General features: G+C 67.8%; 17 protein-coding genes. 7 read left to right on the top strand and 10 right to left on the bottom strand.

Features of this window, described 5'->3' with window-relative positions:
• Positions 1-42 precede the first annotated feature (42 nt).
• Together VFV19_00590 and VFV19_00595 are read left to right on the top strand one after the other, a co-directional pair.
• Entirely contained in the window at positions 43-1,482 is a 1,440-nt protein-coding gene (locus VFV19_00590) for a Glu/Leu/Phe/Val dehydrogenase (GenBank protein ID HEX4822789.1), read from the top strand.
• Positions 1,479-2,879 carry a YceI family protein gene (locus VFV19_00595; protein ID HEX4822790.1) on the top strand — a complete coding sequence of 467 codons (1,401 nt, stop codon included), beginning with the start codon at positions 1,479-1,481 and terminating at the stop codon, positions 2,877-2,879. The genes VFV19_00590 and VFV19_00595 overlap by 4 nt, the downstream gene beginning before the upstream one ends.
• A gap of 68 nt (positions 2,880-2,947) precedes the next feature.
• Here VFV19_00595 and VFV19_00600 read toward each other — a convergent pair whose 3' ends face one another.
• Positions 2,948-3,520 carry a YceI family protein gene (locus tag VFV19_00600; GenBank protein HEX4822791.1) on the bottom strand — a complete coding sequence of 191 codons (573 nt, stop codon included), beginning with the start codon at positions 3,518-3,520 and terminating at the stop codon, positions 2,948-2,950.
• Between the two features lie 63 nt (positions 3,521-3,583).
• Here VFV19_00600 and VFV19_00605 point away from each other — a divergent pair, with 63 nt between their 5' ends.
• Positions 3,584-4,396, top strand: a complete 813-nt coding sequence (locus VFV19_00605; protein HEX4822792.1) for an ROK family protein — start codon at positions 3,584-3,586, stop codon at positions 4,394-4,396.
• 4 nt (positions 4,397-4,400) lie between these two features.
• Here VFV19_00605 and VFV19_00610 read toward each other — a convergent pair whose 3' ends face one another.
• The 3 genes from VFV19_00610 to VFV19_00620 form a co-directional block, all read right to left on the bottom strand.
• Positions 4,401-6,482, bottom strand: a complete 2,082-nt coding sequence (locus tag VFV19_00610) for a TonB-dependent receptor plug domain-containing protein (protein ID HEX4822793.1) — start codon at positions 6,480-6,482, stop codon at positions 4,401-4,403.
• 128 nt (positions 6,483-6,610) lie between these two features.
• On the bottom strand, positions 6,611-7,534 hold the full coding sequence (locus VFV19_00615; GenBank protein ID HEX4822794.1) for a M48 family metalloprotease: 924 nt from the start codon (positions 7,532-7,534) through the stop codon (positions 6,611-6,613).
• A complete protein-coding gene (locus VFV19_00620; protein HEX4822795.1) occupies positions 7,531-7,950 on the bottom strand; it encodes a BlaI/MecI/CopY family transcriptional regulator in 420 nt (139 codons plus the stop codon). Before VFV19_00620 ends, VFV19_00615 begins: the two co-directional genes overlap by 4 nt.
• A gap of 125 nt (positions 7,951-8,075) precedes the next feature.
• Between VFV19_00620 and VFV19_00625 the strand changes: the two genes are divergently transcribed.
• The 4 genes from VFV19_00625 (at position 8,076) to VFV19_00640 (ending at position 14,533) form a co-directional block, all read left to right on the top strand.
• Entirely contained in the window at positions 8,076-10,814 is a 2,739-nt protein-coding gene (locus VFV19_00625; GenBank protein ID HEX4822796.1) for a pitrilysin family protein, read from the top strand.
• 73 nt (positions 10,815-10,887) lie between these two features.
• A complete protein-coding gene (locus VFV19_00630; GenBank protein ID HEX4822797.1) occupies positions 10,888-12,918 on the top strand; it encodes a S9 family peptidase in 2,031 nt (676 codons plus the stop codon).
• A 17-nt stretch (positions 12,919-12,935) separates the two neighbouring features.
• Positions 12,936-14,081, top strand: coding sequence for an FAD-dependent oxidoreductase (locus VFV19_00635; protein ID HEX4822798.1), 1,146 nt, complete (start codon positions 12,936-12,938; stop codon positions 14,079-14,081).
• Entirely contained in the window at positions 14,081-14,533 is a 453-nt protein-coding gene (locus VFV19_00640) for a hypothetical protein (protein HEX4822799.1), read from the top strand. The genes VFV19_00635 and VFV19_00640 overlap by 1 nt, the downstream gene beginning before the upstream one ends.
• On the opposite strand, the gene VFV19_00645 is transcribed toward VFV19_00640, so the two are convergent.
• The 6 genes from VFV19_00645 to VFV19_00670 are packed head-to-tail and all read right to left on the bottom strand — an operon-like array spanning position 14,499 to position 19,582.
• Complete coding sequence (locus tag VFV19_00645) at positions 14,499-15,029, bottom strand: GNAT family N-acetyltransferase (GenBank protein ID HEX4822800.1); 531 nt, start codon at positions 15,027-15,029, stop codon at positions 14,499-14,501. The two genes, VFV19_00640 and VFV19_00645, sit on opposite strands and share 35 nt — an antisense overlap.
• Complete coding sequence (gene gnd, locus VFV19_00650) at positions 15,026-16,045, bottom strand: decarboxylating 6-phosphogluconate dehydrogenase (GenBank protein ID HEX4822801.1); 1,020 nt, start codon at positions 16,043-16,045, stop codon at positions 15,026-15,028. The genes VFV19_00645 and gnd overlap by 4 nt, the downstream gene beginning before the upstream one ends.
• An 8-nt stretch (positions 16,046-16,053) precedes the next feature.
• Complete coding sequence (gene pgi / locus VFV19_00655) at positions 16,054-17,676, bottom strand: glucose-6-phosphate isomerase (protein ID HEX4822802.1); 1,623 nt, start codon at positions 17,674-17,676, stop codon at positions 16,054-16,056.
• Positions 17,673-18,062, bottom strand: a complete 390-nt coding sequence (locus tag VFV19_00660) for a hypothetical protein (GenBank protein HEX4822803.1) — start codon at positions 18,060-18,062, stop codon at positions 17,673-17,675. The genes pgi and VFV19_00660 overlap by 4 nt, the downstream gene beginning before the upstream one ends.
• Before the next feature lie 45 nt (positions 18,063-18,107).
• Complete coding sequence (gene nth, locus VFV19_00665; protein HEX4822804.1) at positions 18,108-18,749, bottom strand: endonuclease III; 642 nt, start codon at positions 18,747-18,749, stop codon at positions 18,108-18,110.
• Positions 18,746-19,582, bottom strand: a complete 837-nt coding sequence (locus VFV19_00670; protein HEX4822805.1) for an aldo/keto reductase — start codon at positions 19,580-19,582, stop codon at positions 18,746-18,748. Before VFV19_00670 ends, nth begins: the two co-directional genes overlap by 4 nt.
• Positions 19,583-19,584: the final 2 nt, after the last annotated feature.

The following is a 19,584-nucleotide window of genomic DNA, read 5'->3' on the forward strand; positions in this document are numbered from 1 at the left end:
GCTTCTCCCTAGAATCCCGTCTTTCCGGCTGGAGGAATCCCCTTGGCGACCAAACGCCCGCAAGCCCAGGAAGACCTGAACCTCAACAACATCGTGTCGCGGCAGTTCGACAAGGCCGCTCAGCACGTGAAGCTTCCGTCGGGCCTGCTCGATCAGATCAAGGCCTGCAACAACGTCTTCTACATGCAGTTCCCGGTGAAGATCGACGACAAGTACGTCATCTTCGAGGCCTGGCGCGCCGAGCACAGCCATCACCGGAAGCCGCTCAAGGGCGGGATCCGCTACAGCCGCATGGTCGACCAGCACGAGATCATGGCGCTCGCTGCGCTCATGACCTACAAGTGCGCGATCGGCAACGTGCCGTTCGGCGGCTCGAAGGGCGGCATCAAGCTCCGCCCGCGCGACTACACGCCGGAGCAGCTCGAGAAGATCACGCGCCGCTACACGGCGGAGCTCATCGCCAAGAACTTCATCGGCCCCGGCATCAACGTCCCTGCGCCGGATTACGGCACGGGCGAGCGCGAGATGGCGTGGATCGCCGACACCTACGACGCCTTCCACCCCGGCGGCATCGACAACTGGGCGTGCGTCACCGGTAAACCACTCACGCAGGGCGGCGTCCGCGGGCGCCGTGAGGCGACCGGCCGCGGCGTCGTCTTCGGTCTCCGCGAGGCGTTCCGCGATCCGGCGGCGATGAAGAAGACCGGCCTCAAGGGGACGCTCGAAGGGAAGACCGTCGCCGTGCAGGGCTTCGGCAACGTCGGCTTCCACGTCGCGAAGATCCTCCACGAGGAAGACGGATGCAAGGTCGTCGCGATCGGCGAGTACGACGGCGGCATCGTGAACATGAAGGGGCTCGACATCACGAAGCTCTCGGAATGGTTCCACGAGAAGCGCACCGTCAAAGGCTTCCCCGGTGCGACGAAGACGCTCGAGAAGGGCGTCGACGTCCTCTTCCTCGACGTCGACATCGTCGTGCCGGCGGCGCTCGAGAACCAGCTCACCGGCGCCAACGCCGACAAGGTCAAGGCGCGCATCGTCGCCGAGGCCGCGAACGGCCCCACGACGACGGAAGCCGAGAAGATCCTCCTCAAGAAGGACATCCTCATCCTCGCCGACATCTACCTGAACTCCGGCGGCGTCACCGTCTCCTACTTCGAGTGGGCGAAGAACATCTCCCACATGCGCTACGGCCTCCTCCAGAAGCGCGCCGACGCCCACCAACGCCAGCAGATCGTCAGCGCCACGGAAGACCTCATGAAGGTCCGCTTCCCCGACTCGGTCCGGGAGGGCCTGCTGCGCGGCCTCGACGAGGAAGACCTCGTCCGCTCCGGCCTCGAGGAGACGATGGCGACCGGGTACCAAGAGATCTCGACGATCATGAAGAACAACAAGAAGGTGACCGACTTCCGCACGGCGTCGTTCATCTGCTCGATCGAGAAGGTGGGCCGGTCCTACCTGGAGCTCGGCGTCTTCCCTTGATCGCCGCGGCTCTCCTGGCGGCGGCGCTGGCCGCGGCGCCGCCCAGCGGCACGATCGTCGTCTTCACGCAGGACGGCTCGCTCGCGGCGCGAGAATTCGAGTCGGTCACGCTCCCCCGCCTCCGCGCCCTCGCCGAGCAGCGCGGCCTCGCGCTCGAGATCAAGCCGGCCTCGGCGGGCGCTCCCGCCGACGTTCACGTCACCCCGCTCCTCGTCTACCAGGACGCGGCGGGTCGCTCGATCTTCAAGGGCCGCTACTCCGACGTCGATCGCTTCGCGCAATTCCTCCGCACCGTGCGCTCCGCTCCGCTCGAGGGCGAGCCCGTCCACTACGACAACACCGCCGTCTGGCGCCGTGGCCGGTCGGTCGTCATCGCGCCGATCAAGGTCACGTCGCTCACCGGCACGCTGCCGCCGCGCTACGACGAGAACGCCTTCCTCGACCGCGCGCGGCGCGCGGTGCTCGCCGGCTTCACGCGCTTCCACTACACGGCAAGAGTCGACGCGGGCCCTTCGGATCGCGCCTTCTACATGGATTTCCACCCGTACCGCGATCCGTCGGGCAAGCTCTTCGTCTCGACCGCGATCTACTCGGTGTTCAACTGCGTCGAGCCGGTGTATCAACGATTCGACGAGCCGCTGTCGGGCGACTACAACAGCTTCGAGGACGTCTTCCGCGACGCCGGGAAGATGCTCGAGGACGAGGTCGCGCAGCTCGTCGTCGGCTCGCGTGTGGGCGACGCGTTCGATCCGGTCGGCGAAAAGGTTCCGAAGCCGACATGGGAAGGACTGGGGCTCGCGCTGCCGAAGGCGGCCGCCGAGGCGGACGGAGCCGTTGCGCGTCGCGTCGCCCTCGGCACGAAGTGGACGATCGAGGACGCCGCCCCCGAAGACCCGCCGCGCCTCGGCTTCCGCTTCGCTCCGCCGCTCGACACTTACAACGGCGAGGTGCGCGTCGTCAGCGGGACGATCACGCTGGGGAAGGGCGGCACGCTCGCCGGCGCGACGGGCACGCTTATCGCGACGACCGGCTCGGTGACGATGGGGAACAAGACCTTGGACGCCGAGGTCAAGGACAAGATGCTCAAGATCGTCGAGTTCCCGTCGGCGACGTTCACGCTCGACCCGCTGCCGCCCTCGACCGCTCCGATGAAGTTCGGCGCGCCGGTCCCCTTCACCGGCACCGGGCGCTTCGAGATGCTGGGAAACGCCGTCCCGCTGACCGTCAACGCTCAGGTCGAGCCGGTCATCGCCGAGGACGGCACGCCGCGCCTCGAGGTCCACGCGACGTTTCGCTTGCGCATTGCCGACCCGTTCGGCTTGAAGGGCCCCGACGGCCCTTCGCCCGCGAACGACACGATGCTCTTCGACGCGCGGCTGAGATTGCGGGGACAGTAAGAGAAGAGGGGACAGCTTCCGAAACTCGTGCTTCGGAGTTTCGGAAGCTGTCCCCTCTGATTCCCTTGCTACTGCAGCTTGGCGTTGATCTCGACCGCGACTTCGTTCTGCGGCGAGTACTTGTCGCTGGCGTCGTAGGGCTGGCCGACCTTGAACGACGAGCGGCTGAGGGTCGCCGTGCCCTTGATCGTGAGCGGCGACGACGAGACGACCTCGAACGCGACCGGGGTCGTGCCCTTCATGCCGTGAAGATCGACGTCGGCGGTCGCGTTGTATTTCTTGTCGCCCGCCGGCTTCGCGTCGTGGATGACGACCGTCGCCTTCGGGAACGTGGCGACATCGAAGAAGTCGGCAGTACGCAGGTGCGCGGCGAGCTTCGCCGTCTTCTCGTTGACCGACGCGAGGTCGATCTCGAAGGCGACGGTGCCCTTCGTGAGATCGCCGCCGGGGATGTCGACCTTCGTGAGCTTCCACGACTGGAAGCTGCCCTCGCAGTTGTAAACGGTATTGTGCGTGGTGAATTTGATCTCGCCGGGCCCCGACGCGGCGGCAGCGGCGGGCGCGGGCGCTTCGGCGGCGATGATGCGCAGGGTGGCGAGCAAGGCGAACGCGAGCAGGGTGACGGGCACGAATCGTCTCATGAGGCTCCCTCGTCGAATAAGACCGCTGAGACTACCACGGCAATGAAGCGTTAGCATCCGCGCATGCGCGCCCGGCGGCTCGGCATCGACCTCGGCGGTACGAAGATCGAAGGCGCCGTTCTCGACGGGGACGGCACGATCTTCGAGCGAAAGCGCGTCCCCACGCCGCGCGATGACTACGACGGCACGCTCGCGGCGATCGCGCGGTTGGTCGAGGAGCTGGATCCTTCTCGGAGTTGCACCGTCGGCATGGGAATTCCCGGGACGATCTCGCCCGCCGCCGGCGTCGTGAAGAACGCGAACTCGACGTGGCTCAACGGACGCGCTCTGCAGGCCGATGTCGAGCGCACGCTCCGGCGCCCGGTGCGCCTTGCGAACGACGCGAACTGCTTCGCCCTCTCGGAGGCGAAAGGCGGCGCTGCGGCCGGAGCCCAGGTCGTCTTCGGCGTGATTCTCGGGACGGGCGTCGGTGGCGGCGTCGTCATCGACGGTAAGGCGATCGCCGGCGCCAATGCGATCGCAGGCGAGTGGGGACACAACCCGCTGCCGTGGATGCGCGACGACGAGCGTCCGGGACCTGCCTGCTGGTGCGGGAAGAACGGATGCGTCGAGACGTTTCTCTCGGGTCCCGCGCGCGCGAGAGACGGCGGGGCGCAGTACGACGATCGTCTCGCGCGCGGTCTCGCATCGGTGATCAACCTGCTCGATCCCGACGTCATCGTCCTCGGCGGCGGCGTCTCGAACGTGACGGAGCTCTACGACAACGTCCCGCGCCTGTGGAGCCGCTGGATCTTCTCCGACCGCGTCGACACGAAGCTCGTGCCGCCGCGCCACGGCGACTCCAGCGGCGTCCGCGGCGCGGCGTGGCTGTGGTGACGCCTCAGAACGTCCAGGCGAATGAGCCCCAGATCCGGCGCGCGGTCAGGCGATAGTACGAGTCCGGCCCCTCTTCGCTCTCGGCGACCGGGTCGCGGCGGTCGTTCAAGTTCGTGCCGTCGAGGCGCACAGTCCAGCGGTCGCCCCGCCAGCCGATCCCCATCCCCCACGTCGTGAACTGCTGGGCAAGCGCGGTGTTGTCGCGATCGAGCCAGCGCGAGCCGGTGAACGCGACGTCGGCGTGCGCGAGGAATCCCTTCGCGGGCGCGTAGAGGATCCCGGTGCCGGCGAGCCACTCGGGAGTCATCTCTTGCCGGTTGCCGACGAGGTCGGCTTCTTCGGACTCCTTGAACTTCGCCGAGTGGTAGCTCGCGGCGCCGCGCACGAGCAGGTCGTGCCAGAGACGCCAGCGCGCCTCGACCTCCGCGCCCTTGAGCTCGATCTCGGCCTCGTTCTCGAGAGCGCCGGGCGCGCCTCCCTCGACGGGGAGGACGACGTCCTTGAGCTCCATGTCGAAGATCGACGCGTCGATATCGAGCCGGCCCTCGAGAAGGCTGGCGTGCGCTCCGAGCTCGACGCTCTGGCCTTCCTCGGGCTTCAGGATCTCGGCGTCGGCGTCGAGACCGAGCTCGACGGCAGCGGGCTTGAACGTGTTCCGGTAGTCGGCGTAGACGCGGAAGTTGTCCGCCTGTTTCTGCCAGGCCGTGAAGGTCACTCCGACCATGCCGCCCGGCTTGACCTTGCTCGCGGTGTCCGAGCCGGAATCGAACGTCCCCGCCGGGAAGTCGGCGATCGAGGCGCCGCGGCTCTCGTCGGTGATGTTGAGGCGGAGGCCGCCTTCGAAGCGCCACCGGAAGCTCGGCGACCACGCCGCGTAGCCGTAGAGTCCGCCGAAGCTCCGCGTGTCGTCGATGTGGGCATCGGTGTCGAGGGGGAGGTACGCGGCGAACGGTGGGTTCGAGCCGTCGGACGCGATCGTGTAGTTCAGCTCGCCTCCGTGGAGCTTGCCCTTCCCGTACTGATAGTCGGCTCCGGCGACGATCTGCGTGTTCTTGACGCCGGTCAGCTCGACGTGGCCGTCGAGGTACACCTCGTCGAGCGTCGTCGACGAGCGCTCGCCCGTCGCGTCGAAGCTCGGCCCGGTCGCGTCGACGACGAAGCCGCGGATGATGTCTTGTTCCGTGTGCGCGTACGAGAGGGTCCCGCTCCAGACGCCGTACGACTTCGGCATCGTGAAGCCGCCCATCGCGGTGATGCGCTGCGGATTCACCTCGGCGTCGCTCGGGTGGTAGTTCGCATCGAGCGGGATGTTCTGGGACAGCGACAGCGTCGCATCGTCGAGCGGCACCGGGCTCGCGGGGGACTGGTCGACGAAGTTGCCGTCGAGACCGAAATGGACCTCGCCGCCGCCGCTCAGCGCGGTTTGATTGCGCCACAAGAGGTGGCCGCGCGTGTAATCCGTGCGGGGATCCTTGTACTGCCGCTGCTCGGCATCGACGGTCAGGCGCGAGTCGAACCCGGCCCACTTCGGAAGGTCGAGCGAGACGGCGATCGCGCCGCTCCCGTACGACCCCGCCGCGGCGCGCACGTTCGGCGCGATCCCATGTCCCGGCGCGTAGTGGATCACTTGGATGACGCCGACGAACGACGTGATCCCGTACATGACCGGCGCGGCGCCGCGCATGATCTCGATCCGCTCGACGTCCTCGAACGAGAGTGTGCTGATCTGGGGGTTGAACACGCCGCCCCACGGAATGCCGTCGACGAGGAGCAGGTACGCATCCGCCTCGCGAAGGCCCCACATCTCGGGGATCGCGGAGGCCGGACCGCCGTCGCCACTGGGCGCGACGTCCACACCCGCGACGAGCGCGAGCGCCGTGCGGAGATCGGTCGCCCCGCGATCGCGGAGCTCCTGGCCGCTGATCACGGTGATCGACTGCGCGACCTTGTCGGGATCTTCCTCGTACTTGGTCGCGGTGACTTCCACCCGCTCTTCGGCGGCGGGGCTCGTCACGGGCTTGTCGGTATCGGCGGCGCGGAGCGTGGTCACGCTTGCGAGCGTGATCAAAGCGAAGGCGTGGCGCATGAAGGCTCCCCCGGGCGAAAAGACGGCACAGGGTAGGAGAGCCCGCGTACTACTACCAGACGTCGTAATTGAGCAAGAGGGGACAGCTTCCGAAACTCGCGTTCAAGAGTTTCGGAAGCTGTCCCCTCTTATTGCAGGCGACGGATGATCGATTCCGTCGCGGCGTACACGAGGGGCAGCGACGCGACGGCAGCCGCGCCGGCGACGGCCAAGACCGAGATCGAGAGGAGCCCCGCGACCTTACCGGTCGAGCGGGCTTGCGGCTCCTCGAGAAGACGCTCGACCCGATGCGCGATCGTGCCGGCGTCGCAGAAGTTGCCGACCGTGGCCAAGCGGACGGGGGCCATCCGCGAGGCGGCAAGAAGAGCGGCTGCAACGGCAAGGCGGCCGTTGGCGACGGCAGCGTGGTCGTCGGCCGACTCCTCGGCCGCGGCCGACCACGCGTCGTCGATCGCCCGGCCCGTGACCGTGAGAACCAACAGGTCCGGCGCGAAGCGCGCAAGGCCGCGCTTCACGTTGTCGAACGCTCGCCCGTGCCCGGCTTCGTGTGCGAGGACGGCGGCGCGCTGATCGTCGCTGAGCACGTCCAGAAGGGTCGCGGAGACGTACAGGCGCGGCCGCACGATGCCGACGAGGGCGGCGAATGGCAGGGCGGTCGGAACACGATGGACGGCCACGCCGCCGATCGTTCCGGGCTCGGCGACCAGCCGCCACGAGCGCTCCAGCCTCCGTGTCGTCAGCCAGCTCCCCGAGGCACGGACAACGCCGGCGGCCACGATGACGGCGGACAGTACGACGAACGCGAGAAGAGCCGCACTCGCCTTCTCGCCGCTCTTGAGCGGCTCGAACGAAAAGTACGCGGGAAGCGCGAGGCCTGCCGCGGCCATCGTCGCGCCGAGCGCCGGGATCATCCGAAGGAGGAACAGAGCGCCGGGCCGATGAACGCGATGTCTCAGGGCCGGCCAAGCGCCGACGACCGCAAGCGTCAGCACGACGTTCGCGAGCACGAAAGCGATCGCCGCGAAGACGATGCCCATCCCGAGGTAGCTCACGAGCGGCCCTCCCCGCGCAGGGCGGCGCGCTTCGCTCGAACGACCTTCTCGAGATCGTCGAGCAGCTTGCGATCACGGTCGCTCACCGCATCGACGAAGCAGGAGAGGAGGGGGGCCATCGAGGCAGGAGTGTGACCTCCGAGAATTCCAGCGATGCTCTCCGACGCGAGGCGCAGCTCCGTCTCGTGACGCGTGAGGCGGGCGGTGTACGCGAAGGCGCGTCCGGCCTTGACCCGATCGAGAACGCCCTTCCTGTGCAGCCGGTCGAGGGTCGTCATGAGCGTCGTGTAAGCGAGCCGCGGGAAGGCGTCGCGGATCGAACGGACGGTCGCAGGTGCGGCCTCGGCCCAGACCGCCTCGAGGACCTGGACCTCGAGCGGACCGAACGACTCCGAAAGGATCGACCGCAGCGGCATCCGCGGATCTTATCGCGACGGAGGCGGATCTGATAAGGTGCCGGGCCGCTCCGGCAATGAAACTGCATGGAGCCGGCCGCGTAAGAAGGTCGAGATCGAGCCCACTCTTCTAGGAGAACCGCACTGTGACGACGAAGAAAGCCCTCGCCGCCCTCGCTCTGGCGGCCATGACGGTCGTACCGGCCCTCGCCGCCGAGCTTTCGGTCCCGAACATTCCGTATCAGAAGTTCGTCCTCGACAACGGCCTGACGGTGCTCGTCCACGAGGACCACAAGGCACCGATCGTCGCGGTCAACGTCTGGTACCACGTCGGGTCGAAGAACGAGAAGCCCGGCCGCACCGGCTTCGCGCACCTCTTCGAGCACCTGATGTTCAACGGCAGCGAGAACTTCAACGACGACTACTTCAAGGCGACGGAGAAGCTCGGCGCGACCGATCTCAACGGCACGACGAACAACGACCGGACGAACTACTTCCAGAACGTGCCGAAATCTGCGCTCGACACGATCCTCTGGCTCGAGTCCGATCGCATGGGCCACCTCGTGGGCGTCATCGACCAGCCGCGCCTCGACGAGCAGCGCGGCGTCGTGCAGAACGAAAAGCGCCAGGGCGACAACGAGCCCTACTCGCTCTCCGAGGAGCTGATCGCGAAGGCGTGCTTCCCCGTCGGCCACCCTTACAACTGGACGGTCATCGGCTCGATGGAAGATCTCGACGCCGCGAAGCTCGACGACGTGAAGGAGTGGTTCAAGACCTATTACGGCCCGAACAACGCGATCCTCGTCATCGCCGGCGACGTGACCGCGAAGGACGCGGTCGACAAGGTGAAGCACTACTTCGGCGACATCCCGCCGGGGCCTCCGATCGGACGGTCCGACCAGTGGGTCGCGAAGCGCACCGGCAGCGCGCGCGCGTCGGCGCAGGATCGCGTGCCGCAGACGCGGATCATGAAGATGTGGAACGTGCCCGGCCAGGAGACGAGGGACCGCGTGCTCCTCGACCTGGCGGCGAACGTGCTCTCCTCCGGTAAGACCTCGCGCCTCTACAAGCGCCTCGTCTACGACGATCAGACGGCGACCTCCGCCATCGCCTACACCGACTCGCGCGAGATCGCGAGCCTCTTCACCCTCCAGGCCGACGTCAAGAAGGACGGCGACCCCGCGAAGGTCGAAGCAGCGATGGACGAGGAGCTGGCGAAGTTCTTGAAGGACGGCCCGACGGCCGACGAGCTCGAGCGCACGAAGACCGAGACGTTCGCCGGGTTCATCCGCGGGATCGAGCGGATCGGTGGCTTCGGCGGGAAGTCCGACGTGCTCGCGGCCGGCTACATCTACGGCGGCGACCCCGACCGCTACAAGATCAATCTCGACATCGTGAAGAACGCCACGCCGGCGCAGGTCAAGGAAGCGGCGCAGAAGTGGCTGTCGGACGGCGTCTACATCCTCCAGATCGACCCGTACCCCTCCGAGCTGAAAGCGGCCGCGACCGGCGCGGACCGCAAGAAGATGCCCGAGGGCGGCGCGGCGCCGGCGGTCGTGTTCCCCGCGGTGGAGAAGACGACCCTTTCGAACGGCATGAAGCTCCTCGTGGCGCGTCGCGAGGCGATCCCCGTGACCGACTTCGACCTGATCCTGGACGCCGGCACGGCGTCGGACGCCACGGCGACGCCGGGCACCGCGAGCCTCGCGATGGCGATGCTCGACGAGGGAACGAAGACGCGGTCGTCGCTCCAGATCTCCGACGAGGCGCAGCGCCTGGGCGCGAACATCGGGACCGGATCCAACCTCGACAACTCGACCGTCTCGCTTTCGGCGTTGAACGCGAACCTCGACAAGTCGCTCGATCTCTTCGCGGACATCGTGCTCCACCCGTCGTTCCCCGAAACCGATTTCAAGCGCCTCCAGAAGCAGCAGATCGCGCGCATCCAGCGCGAGAAGTCGCAGCCGGTCGGGATGGCCCTCCGCGTCTTGCCGAAGCTCCTCTACGGCAACGGCCACCCCTACGCCCTTCCGTTCTCGGGCTCGGGCTACGAGGACACCGTCGCGAAGCTCACCCGCGACGACCTGATCAAGTTCCACCAGACGTGGTTCAAGCCGAACAACGCCACGATGATCGTCGTCGGCAACACGACGATGGCCGAGATCAAGCCGAAGCTCGAGGCGCTCTTCAAGGACTGGGCGAAGGGCACGGTCCCCGTGAAGAAGGTGTCGCAGGTCGCCGCGAAGAACACCTCGACGGTCTACATCCTCGACAAGCCGGGCGCCGCGCAGTCGGTCATCATCGCCGGGCAGGTCGTCGCACCCACGGCGAACCCGGACGAGATCACCTTCAAGACGATGAACCAGGTCCTCGGCGGCTCGTTCGTGTCGCGCATCAACATGGATCTGCGCGAGGACAAGCACTGGTCGTACGGATCCTACAGCTTCGTTCCCGACGCCCGCGGCCAGCGGCCGTTCATCGGGTACGCGCCGGTGCAGACCGACAAGACCAAGGAGTCGATGGTCGAGGTCATGGCGCAGCTCAAGGGAATCGTCGGCGGCAAGCCCATCACCGCCGGCGAGCTCGAGATGGCGCAGGACGGTCTCACGAAGACCCTCCCCGGCCAGTGGGAAACGCAGGACGCCGTCTCCGGCTCGATCGCCGACATGGTCAACTACGGGCTTCCGGACGACTACTACACGACCTTCCCGAACAAGGTCCGCGCGCTCAAGACATCGGACTTGATCGGGAACGCGCAGAAGACGCTGAACCCGGACAAGATGGTGTGGGTCGTCGTCGGCGACCGCGCCAAGATCGAGGCGGGGATCAAGGACCTGAAGTACGGCGAGGTGAAATACCTCGATCCGGACGGCAATCCCAAGTAAGTCGCTTTTTCGTTGCTGAGGTGCAACCCGTCGCACGCTCGTGCGACGGGTTGCCGTCCCCTAGAATGGGCGCATGACACCGCCGGTCGCCCCGAAAATTCCGCGGGAATCGACGCGCCACGGAGAGACGGTCGTCGACGACTACTTCTGGCTCCGCCAGAAGGACGATCCCGAGGTCACCGCCTACCTGGCCGCGGAGAACGCGTACGCCGAAGGGATCGTCGCAGGAACGGGCGACCTCCAGGAGCGCCTCTACCGCGAGATGCTCGGCCGAATCAAGGAGACCGATCTCTCGGTCCCCTACCGCAAGGGAAGGTACTGGTACTACGCCCGCACCGAAGAAGGCCGGCAGTACCCGATCCTCGCGCGGAAGCTCGGCTCTCTCTCGTCGGCCGAGGAGGTCATCCTCGACCTGAACTCCCTCGCCCGCGATCACGCCTACTTCGCGGTCGACTCGTTCTCGGTCAGTGACGACGGCGATTGGCTCGCCTACTCGGTCGACACCGCCGGCTCGCGCGAGTACACCCTCCGTCTCCGCGACCTGCGCCGGAGCGAGGACGACGCCGAGACGATCCCCCGCGTCAGCTCGGTCGCGTGGGCTACCGGCGGAGAGACGCTGTTCTACGTCACCGACGACGACGCCAAGCGACCCTACCGTCTCTGGCGCCTCGACCGGCGGACGAAGGCGAGCACCCTCCTCTTCGAGGAGAACGACGAGCGCTTCTCGTTCACCGTCCGCCGCTCGCGGAGCCAGTCCTACCTCTTCCTCGACGTCGACAGCCACACGGCGAGCGAGGTCCGGTTCCTCAGGGCCGACGATCCGTCGGGCGATTGGACCTTGGCGCTCCCGCGCGCGACCGACATCGAGTACGAGATCGAGCACGGTGACGACGTGTTCTGGATCCGCATCAACGACCGCGGCCGCAACTTCCGTGTCGTCCAGTGTCCTCCCGACGACGTCCGGCCCGAGGCGTGGCGTGAGGTGATCGCGCACCGCCCCGAGGTGCACGTGGCCGCGGTCGAGCCGTTCCGCGGCTGGCTCGTCGTCTACGAGCGCGAGGACGGTCTCGAGCGCTACGTGCTTCGCAATCTGGCCACCGGCACGTCGCACGCGGTCGCCTTCCCCGAGCCGACCTACACGACCTTTCCCGACATCAACGCCGAGTACGAGACGACGCGGTTCCGCTTCCGCTATCAGTCGCTCACCACACCGCCGTCGGTCTTCGAGTACGACCTCGAGACCCGCGAGCGCACGCTCCTCAAGAAGATGGAAGTCCTCGGGAGCTTCGACCCCGACCGTTACGCGACCGAGCGGCGGCACGCGGTCTCCGGCGACGGGACGCGCGTGCCGATCTCGATCGTCTACCGCAAGGACACGCCGCGGAACGGCACGGCGCCGCTCCACATCGTCGGGTACGGCGCTTACGGCTATCCGCTCCCGGTCATGTTCTCGTCGAACCGCCTGTCGCTCCTCGACCGCGGGGTCGTCTGCGCGCTCGTCCACGTGCGCGGCGGCGGCGAGCTCGGGCAGCCGTGGCACGATGCCGGCCGCATGGCGTCGAAGACCTCGAGCTTCGCCGACTTCATCGCGGGGGCCGACGAGCTGATCGCGCGCGGCTACGGCGCGAGAGAGCGGACGATCGTCGAAGGCGCCTCCGCGGGCGGTCTGCTGATCGGCGCGGTCCTCAATGCGCGCCCCGATCTCGCCGGGGGCGCGATTCTCAAGGTCCCGTTCGTCGACGTCATCAATACGATGCTCGACCCCTCGCTCCCGCTCACCGTCGGCGAGTTCGAGGAGTGGGGCAACCCCGCGGAGCCCGCGCACTACGCGATTATGCGGGCGTACTGCCCCTACACGAACCTCGCGCGCCGGCCGTACCCCGCGATGCTCGTCAAGACCTCGATGCACGACAGCCAGGTCATGTACTGGGAGCCGGCGAAGTACGTCGCCCGCCTGCGCGCCCTGAACGACGGCGCGCCGCAGGTCGCTCTTCGCGTGAACTTCGGTGCGGGGCACGGCGGCTCGTCGGGGCGTTACGACGCCCTGAAGGACACCGCCTTCGACGTCGCGTGGATGGTCCGGACCTGGGGGATCGCCGCATAGACCGCGGCGCTCAGATCGTGATCGTCGGCGGCGGTGTCATCGGCGCCTCGGTCGCGTTCCATCTCGCCGCGCGCGGAACGACCGACGTCCTGATCCTGGACGAGAGTCCGGCGCCGGCCTCGGGCAGCACCGGCGCCGCGACCGGCGGCTACCGCGCGCAGTTCGCCACCGCGATCAACGTACGCTTGTCACTTCTTGCCAGAACGAAGTTGCGAGCGTTCAAGGACGAGGTCGGTGCCGATCCCGGCTACCTACCGGCCGGCTATCTGTGGCTCGCGGAGAACGAGACCGAGATGCATGCGTTGATCGCCGGGCAGAAGGTTCAGCACGCGGAAGGCCTCGCGGAAGCCGTGATGGTCTCTGCCGAGGAGGCCTCGCGGCTCCAGCCGGCGATCCGCCGCGAAGGGATCATCGGCGGCGCCTACTGCCCGACCGACGGATTCATCCGTCCGCGAGCGATCCTCGAAGGCTACCTGAGCGCCGCCATGCAACGCGGCGTGCGCGTGCACTGGGGCGAGAGCGTCATCGGGTTCGAGATCGGCGCCGACGGAAAGATCGATAAGGTCGTCACGGCGAGCGGAACGGTTGCGTGCGGCGCCGTCGTCAACGCCGCAGGCGCGTGGGCCGGCCGCGTCGCGCGCCTCGCCCACCTCGACGTTCCCGTGACGCCGCTCCGGCGCCATCTCGTGCCGACGGTCCCGACGACGATCGTTCCCAAGGCGGCGCCGATGACCCTGTGGTGCGGCGACGGCTTCCACTTCCGCGAGCGCGACGGCGGGGTGCTCATGGGCTGCCCCGCACCCTCCGACCGCGAGGGCAGCTTCGACATCTCGGTCGACCGGAGCTGGACCCACGAGGTCGAGAAGATGAAGGACACGCGCATCCCGGCGGTCCGAGACATTCCGGTCGATCACGACCGCGCGTGGGCGGGTCTCTACGAGATCTCCCCCGACCGCCATGCCCTCCTCGGCGCCGCCCCGGAATGCCCGAACTTCTATCTCGTCAACGGATCGTCGGGTCACGGGGTCATGCATTCCCCCGCCCTGGGCCACCTTCTGGCCGAAATCATCACATCCGGCACCGCGACGACCCTTGACGCGACGCCGCTCTCGCCCGATCGTTTCATGAGGGGACAGCCGGTCGCGTCCCCGGAGGTACTGTGATGTTCGAGCTTCTCGTCGCCGCCAAGCTCCTCTTGCTGGCTCCGCAGAAGGTCGTCGGCACCGAGCGCGCGAAGATCGAAGCCCGCCTCGGCCAGCCGAGCAGTGTCGGCACCGACATGAGCCCGAAGAAGGAGGACGGCAGCGTCGATCGCGTCGTCACCCTCGACTGGGCCGACCTCCGCGTCCGGCTCTTCGAATCGCCCTCGTCGCACACCGTCGCGCTCCTCGGCGTGACGACGACGAAGGACCTCCCCGGTCTCGACACCCCCGTCGGCGTCGGCTCCGACCGCGGCACGGTCCTGCGCGAGCTCGGCGGTCCGGCCTACGAAGACCAGGACCAGATCGTCTACGCGCTGCAGCAGGACGGGGACGATCAGCCGAACGACACGATGCGCTTCGTCATGAAGGACGACCGCGTCATCGGGATCGACTGGACGTTTCGGCTGAACTGACGGCGACCACCCGCTCGAAGTAGATCAGCGGCACACCGCGATAGACGACGCGGCCTCGCTCGGCGAGCCCGCACTTCTTGTAGAAGCCGCCGGCGCCTGCCGGCCCCGAATACGCGTCGAGACGGATCGCCTCCGCGGGCCACGCGCGCGCGACCTGTGCCGCCTTTTCCATGAGCGCGCGTCCGATCCCTTCGCTCTGGCGCATCGGGTCGACCGCCATGTCGGTCAAGTAGAGAGGCCGCTTCACCGCGGTGAAGAACGCCGGATCGATCGCCCAGGGCTTGCGCGTACCGAGGTGAAACGTCCCGACGACCGAGCGGCCGTCCTTGGCGACGATGATCCGCGCCATCGTCATCGCGCGGAGGACGCGCGCCTCGGTCGGCTCATGCGACCAGTGTCCGCGGCCGTGCTTCGTCGTGAGGTCGCGCGCGACGGCGATGTGCAGGCGCGCGAGGCGTGCGGCATCGCGCGGCGTCGCGACGGCGAGCTTGATCACTTGCCGGCGGGTTTCTCGAGATGGCCACCGAAGCCGAAGCGCATCGCGGAGAGGACCTTGTTCTGGAACTCGGCTTCGCCGCGCGACGAGAAGCGCGCGAAGAGCGCGGCGGTCAAGACCGGCGCGGGCACCCCCTCGTCGATCGCCGCCTTGATCGTCCACCGGCCCTCGCCCGAATCGGAGACGCGCCCGGCGAACTTGGCGAGCGCGGGGTCGTCGATGAACGCCGACGCCGTGAGATCGAGCAGCCACGACGCGATGACGCTGCCGCGGCGCCATACCTCGGTGATGTCGGCGAGGTTGAAGTCGTACTTGTAGTGCTCCGGATCGCGGAGCGGCGTCGTCTCGGCATCGACAGCGTGCGTGCCCTTCCCGATGTCGGCGGAGTGGAGGATGCCGAGCCCCTCGGCGTACGCCGCCATGATCCCGTACTCGATGCCGTTGTGGACCATCTTGACGAAGTGGCCCGCGCCCGAGGGGCCGCAGTGGAGGTAGCCCAGCTCCGACGTGCCGCCGGCGCCCTCCCGCCCGGCTGTACGCGGGATCGCACCGCGCCCCGGTGCCAGCGTCGCGAAGACCGGGTCGAGCCTACGCACCGCTTCCTTCGGACCGCCGATCATCATGCAGTAGCCGCGGTCGAGCCCCCACACGCCGCCGCTCGTGCCGACGTCGACGTACTCGATCCCCTTCTGCGCGAGCGCCTCGCCGCGGCGGACATCGTCGATGTAATACGAGTTGCCGCCGTCGATGAGGATGTCGTTCTTCGACAGGAGCGGCGCCAGATCGCCGATCGAGCCCTCGACCGCGGCCGCGGGAACCATGAGCCAGATCGCGCGCGGCGCCTCGAGCTTCTTCACGAGATCCGCGAGCGAGTCGGCGCCGACGGCGCCTTCCTTCGCAAGCGCCTTCACAGGATCGGGGGTGCGGTTGTAGACGACGCACTCGTGACCGCCGCGGATGAGGCGGCGGACCATGTTCGCTCCCATCCGTCCGAGACCGATCATTCCGAGCTGCATGGGGGCTCCTACGCCGTGCGGCCGTTCATCGCACGGTAGCGGCGGATGAGGGCGTTCGTCGAGGGATCGTGGGCGAGCTTCCCAGGCGCTTCGCTCTCGAGCTCGGGGACGATCCTCTGTGCCAAGACCTTGCCCAGCTCGACCCCCCACTGGTCGAACGAGTCGATCCCCCAGATCGTCCCCTGGGTGAAGACGCTGTGCTCGTAGAGCGCGACGAGCTTGCCGAGCGCCTGCGGCGTCAGCGTCTCCATGAGGATCGTGTTCGAGGGGCGGTTGCCGGGGAAGGTGCGGTGCGGGACGAGCGCCTCTTTCGTGCCCTCGGCGCGCACCTCGTCCGCCGTCTTCCCGAAGGCGAGCGCTTCCGACTGAGCGAGCACGTTGGCGAAGAGGAGGTCGTGGTGGCGGCCGACTGGGTTCAGCGAGCGCGCGAAGGCGATGAAGTCGCACGGGATCGTCCGCGTGCCCTGGTGGAGGAGCTGGTAGAACGAGTGCTGGCCGTTCGTGCCGGGCTCGCCCCAGAGGACCGGCGAGGTGTCGCACGCGACCTCCGCGCCCTCCACCGTCACGCGCTTGCCGTTGCTCTCCATCGCGAGTTGCTGGAGGTAGGCCGGGAATCGCTTCAAGTACTGTTCGTACGGGAGGATCGCGAGCGACTGCGCGCCCCAGAAGTTGTTGTACCAGACGGTGAGGAGGCCGAGGACGACCGGCAGGTTCCGCTCGAACGGCACGGTCCTGAAGTGCTCGTCCATCGCGCGGAAGCCGACGAGCATGTCCTGGAATCGCTCGGGGCCGATCGCGAGCATCGTCGAGAGGCCGATCGCCGAGTCCATCGAGTAGCGGCCGCCGACCCAGTCCCAGAATTCGAACATGTTCGCGGTGTCGATGCCGAACTTCGCGACCTCGGCGGCGTTCGTCGAGATCGCGACGAAGTGCTTCGCCACCGCAGCGACGTCGCCGCCGAGCCCCTCGAGGCTCCACGCGCGCGCGGTCCTCGCGTTCGTCATCGTCTCCTGCGTCGTGAACGTCTTCGACGCGACGAGGAAGAGCGTCTCGGCCGGGTCGAGGCCGCGCACCGCCTCGGCGAAGTCGGTCGCGTCGACGTTCGAGACGAAGGCGAACGTGATGTCGCGGCGGCTGTAGTGCTTGAGCGCCTCGTACGCCATGACCGGGCCGAGGTCGGAGCCGCCGATCCCGATGTTGACGACGTGCTTGATCGGCCGGCCGGTGTGGCCCTTCCACGCTCCGCTGCGGACGCGCTCCGCAAACGCGGCCATCTTGTCGAGGACGGCGTGGACGTCCGGAACGACGTTCCGCCCGTCGACGACGATCGACGCGCCCTCCGGCGCGCGCAGCGCGACGTGGAGAACGGCGCGGTTCTCGGTGACGTTGATCTTCTCGCCGCGGAACATCGCGTCGATCCGGCTCCTCAGCCCTGCGCCGTCCGCGAGGGCGAGGAGGAGGCGCATCGTCTCGCCGTCGATCAGGTTCTTCGAGTAATCGAGGAAGACGCCTTCGGCCTCGATCGAGAAGCGCTCGGAGCGCGAAGGGTCCGCCGCGAAGAGACGCCGGAGATCGAGATCTCGGAACGACTCGCGGTGCGCCGTCAGGGCCTGCCACGCCCGTGAGATCATCTCGAAGCCTGACTCTGTCCCGTCGCCTCGCGGAGCCACGCCTCCGCCTCGTCGATCTCGCGGAACGCAGCGACCGGGCTCCCACGCAGGCGCACGATCGTCGTGATCATGTTCGCGATGCCGTAGTGCAGGAGGCTCGAGACGACGACCGCCATCGGCCGGCCCCCGAAGCGCGAGGCATACGCCTCGGCCAGCTTGCTCGATTCGGAGGTGCCCGGCGTGTAATCGTTCGTCCGGAAGTCGCAAAGGATCGCGTATCCGGGGAGGAAGTCGGCGCGTGCGGCCAGCTCGTCCATCGCGGCGAGGCTCGTCTCGAGATCGTTGTGCCCTTCGGCGCGAACGACGGCCCGCTTGGACGAGGTGTCGATCGTGATCACGTAACCCATGGCTGCGCTCGGCATTAGAGCGCGGAGACCGGCGCGATTCAAGCGCTATCGGCTGATCCCGACCCCCACACGCGCGCACCGCGGCGAGACCGCGCAGCCGGAGCACAGCGGCGACACCGGCTTACAGACGGCCTGACCGTGCCGGACGAGCGTCTCGTTGATCGGGATCCAGAAACGCCTCGGGAGGACGAGCCGGAGCGCACGCTCCGTTTCGTCGGGAGTCCGCGTCGCGACCCAGCCGAGGCGGTTCGAGATCCGGTGGACGTGGGTGTCGACGCAGATGCCGGGCTTGCCGAACCCGAGCGTGACCGTGAGGTTCGCGGTCTTCCGTCCGACGCCGGGCAGGCCGAGGAGCTCTTCGATCGTATCGGGAACGCGGCCGCCGTACCGTTCTTCGAGGATGCGCGCGATCGCGCGGATCTGCCGCGCCTTCACGCGGTAGAACCCGGCCGGATAGATGAGTCGCGCGATCGCCGCCTCGGCGAGCCCGGCCATCGCCGCCGGCGTCGACGCCTTCGCGAAGAGGCGCTCCGTCGCGGGATAGGTGACCTCGTCCTTCGTCCGGAGCGAGATGACGCAGCTCACGAGAATACGGAACGGATCGGGCCCGTTCTTCTCGACGAAGCGATCGATCTCGTAGCGCGCGGCGAGCGGGCCGAGGACGGCCGCGAAGCTCCGGCGCGTCATGCGGTCTCGAGCGGGACGTCGCGCTTCGGTGCCGGGTACGCGCGGTCGATGTCGGCGAGATCCTCTTCCGTGAGGACGATCTCGCCGGCGGCGACGTTGTCCCGCACGTGCTGCGGCTTTCCGGCTTTCGGGATCGCGACGACGTTCTCGTGACGCAGGACCCAGGCGAGCGCGACCTGCGCCGGCGTCGCGCGATGACGCGCCGCGACTTCCTGGAGCGTCCCGTTCGGCCTCAAGCGCCCCTGATCGAACGGCGAGTACGCCATGATCGCGATCCCTCGATCGGCGCACCACGGGAGCAGCTTGCGCTCGATGCCGCGGCGCTGGACGTTGTAGAGCACCTGGTTCGTCGCGACCTCGGCACCTCCCGGCAGCTTCTCCGATCCGGCCATCTCGTCGAGATCGAAATTCGAAAGGCCGTAGTGGAGGACCTTTCCCTTTCGTTTCAGCTCGACGAACGCGCGCAGCGTCTCGTCGAGAGGGTGACGCCCGGGCCAGTGGAGGAGGTAGAGGTCGATGCGGTCGGTCTCGAGCCGTCGCAGGCTCCGCTCGCACGCGTCGAGCGTCCCCTTGTAGCTCGCGTTCTCCGGAAGGACCTTGCTGACGAGGAACACCTCGTCGCGCGCCTTGCCGACCGCCGCGGCGACGACTTCTTCGGCGCCGCCGCGACCGTACATCTCGGCGGTATCGATGAGACGCATGCCGAGCTCGAGGCCCAAGGAGAGCGCCCGGATCTCGTCCGCGCGGGCCGCTTCGTTCTCGCCCATGCGCCACGTGCCGAGCCCCAGGTTCGGCATCTCGGCGCCGTCTCGGGTCCGGACGTCGAAGATCACCC

It is taken from the genome of Candidatus Polarisedimenticolaceae bacterium (assembly GCA_036275915.1).
Taxonomy (GTDB): Bacteria; Acidobacteriota; Polarisedimenticolia; order Polarisedimenticolales; family DASRJG01; genus DASRJG01.

What these genes read in the sequence shown, in the direction of transcription:
- VFV19_00630 (HEX4822797.1), top strand. Translation starts at nt 10,888, where the DNA reads ATGACACCGCCGGTCGCCCCGAAAATTCCGCGGGAATCGACGCGCCAC.
- VFV19_00610 (HEX4822793.1), bottom strand. Translation starts at nt 6,482, where the DNA reads ATGCGCCACGCCTTCGCTTTGATCACGCTCGCAAGCGTGACCACGCTC.
- nth (HEX4822804.1), bottom strand. Translation starts at nt 18,749, where the DNA reads ATGACGCGCCGGAGCTTCGCGGCCGTCCTCGGCCCGCTCGCCGCGCGC.
- VFV19_00600 (HEX4822791.1), bottom strand. Translation starts at nt 3,520, where the DNA reads ATGAGACGATTCGTGCCCGTCACCCTGCTCGCGTTCGCCTTGCTCGCC.
- VFV19_00660 (HEX4822803.1), bottom strand. Translation starts at nt 18,062, where the DNA reads ATGGGTTACGTGATCACGATCGACACCTCGTCCAAGCGGGCCGTCGTT.
- VFV19_00605 (HEX4822792.1), top strand. Translation starts at nt 3,584, where the DNA reads ATGCGCGCCCGGCGGCTCGGCATCGACCTCGGCGGTACGAAGATCGAA.
- VFV19_00640 (HEX4822799.1), top strand. Translation starts at nt 14,081, where the DNA reads ATGTTCGAGCTTCTCGTCGCCGCCAAGCTCCTCTTGCTGGCTCCGCAG.
- VFV19_00620 (HEX4822795.1), bottom strand. Translation starts at nt 7,950, where the DNA reads ATGCCGCTGCGGTCGATCCTTTCGGAGTCGTTCGGTCCGCTCGAGGTC.
- pgi (HEX4822802.1), bottom strand. Translation starts at nt 17,676, where the DNA reads ATGATCTCACGGGCGTGGCAGGCCCTGACGGCGCACCGCGAGTCGTTC.
- gnd (HEX4822801.1), bottom strand. Translation starts at nt 16,045, where the DNA reads ATGCAGCTCGGAATGATCGGTCTCGGACGGATGGGAGCGAACATGGTC.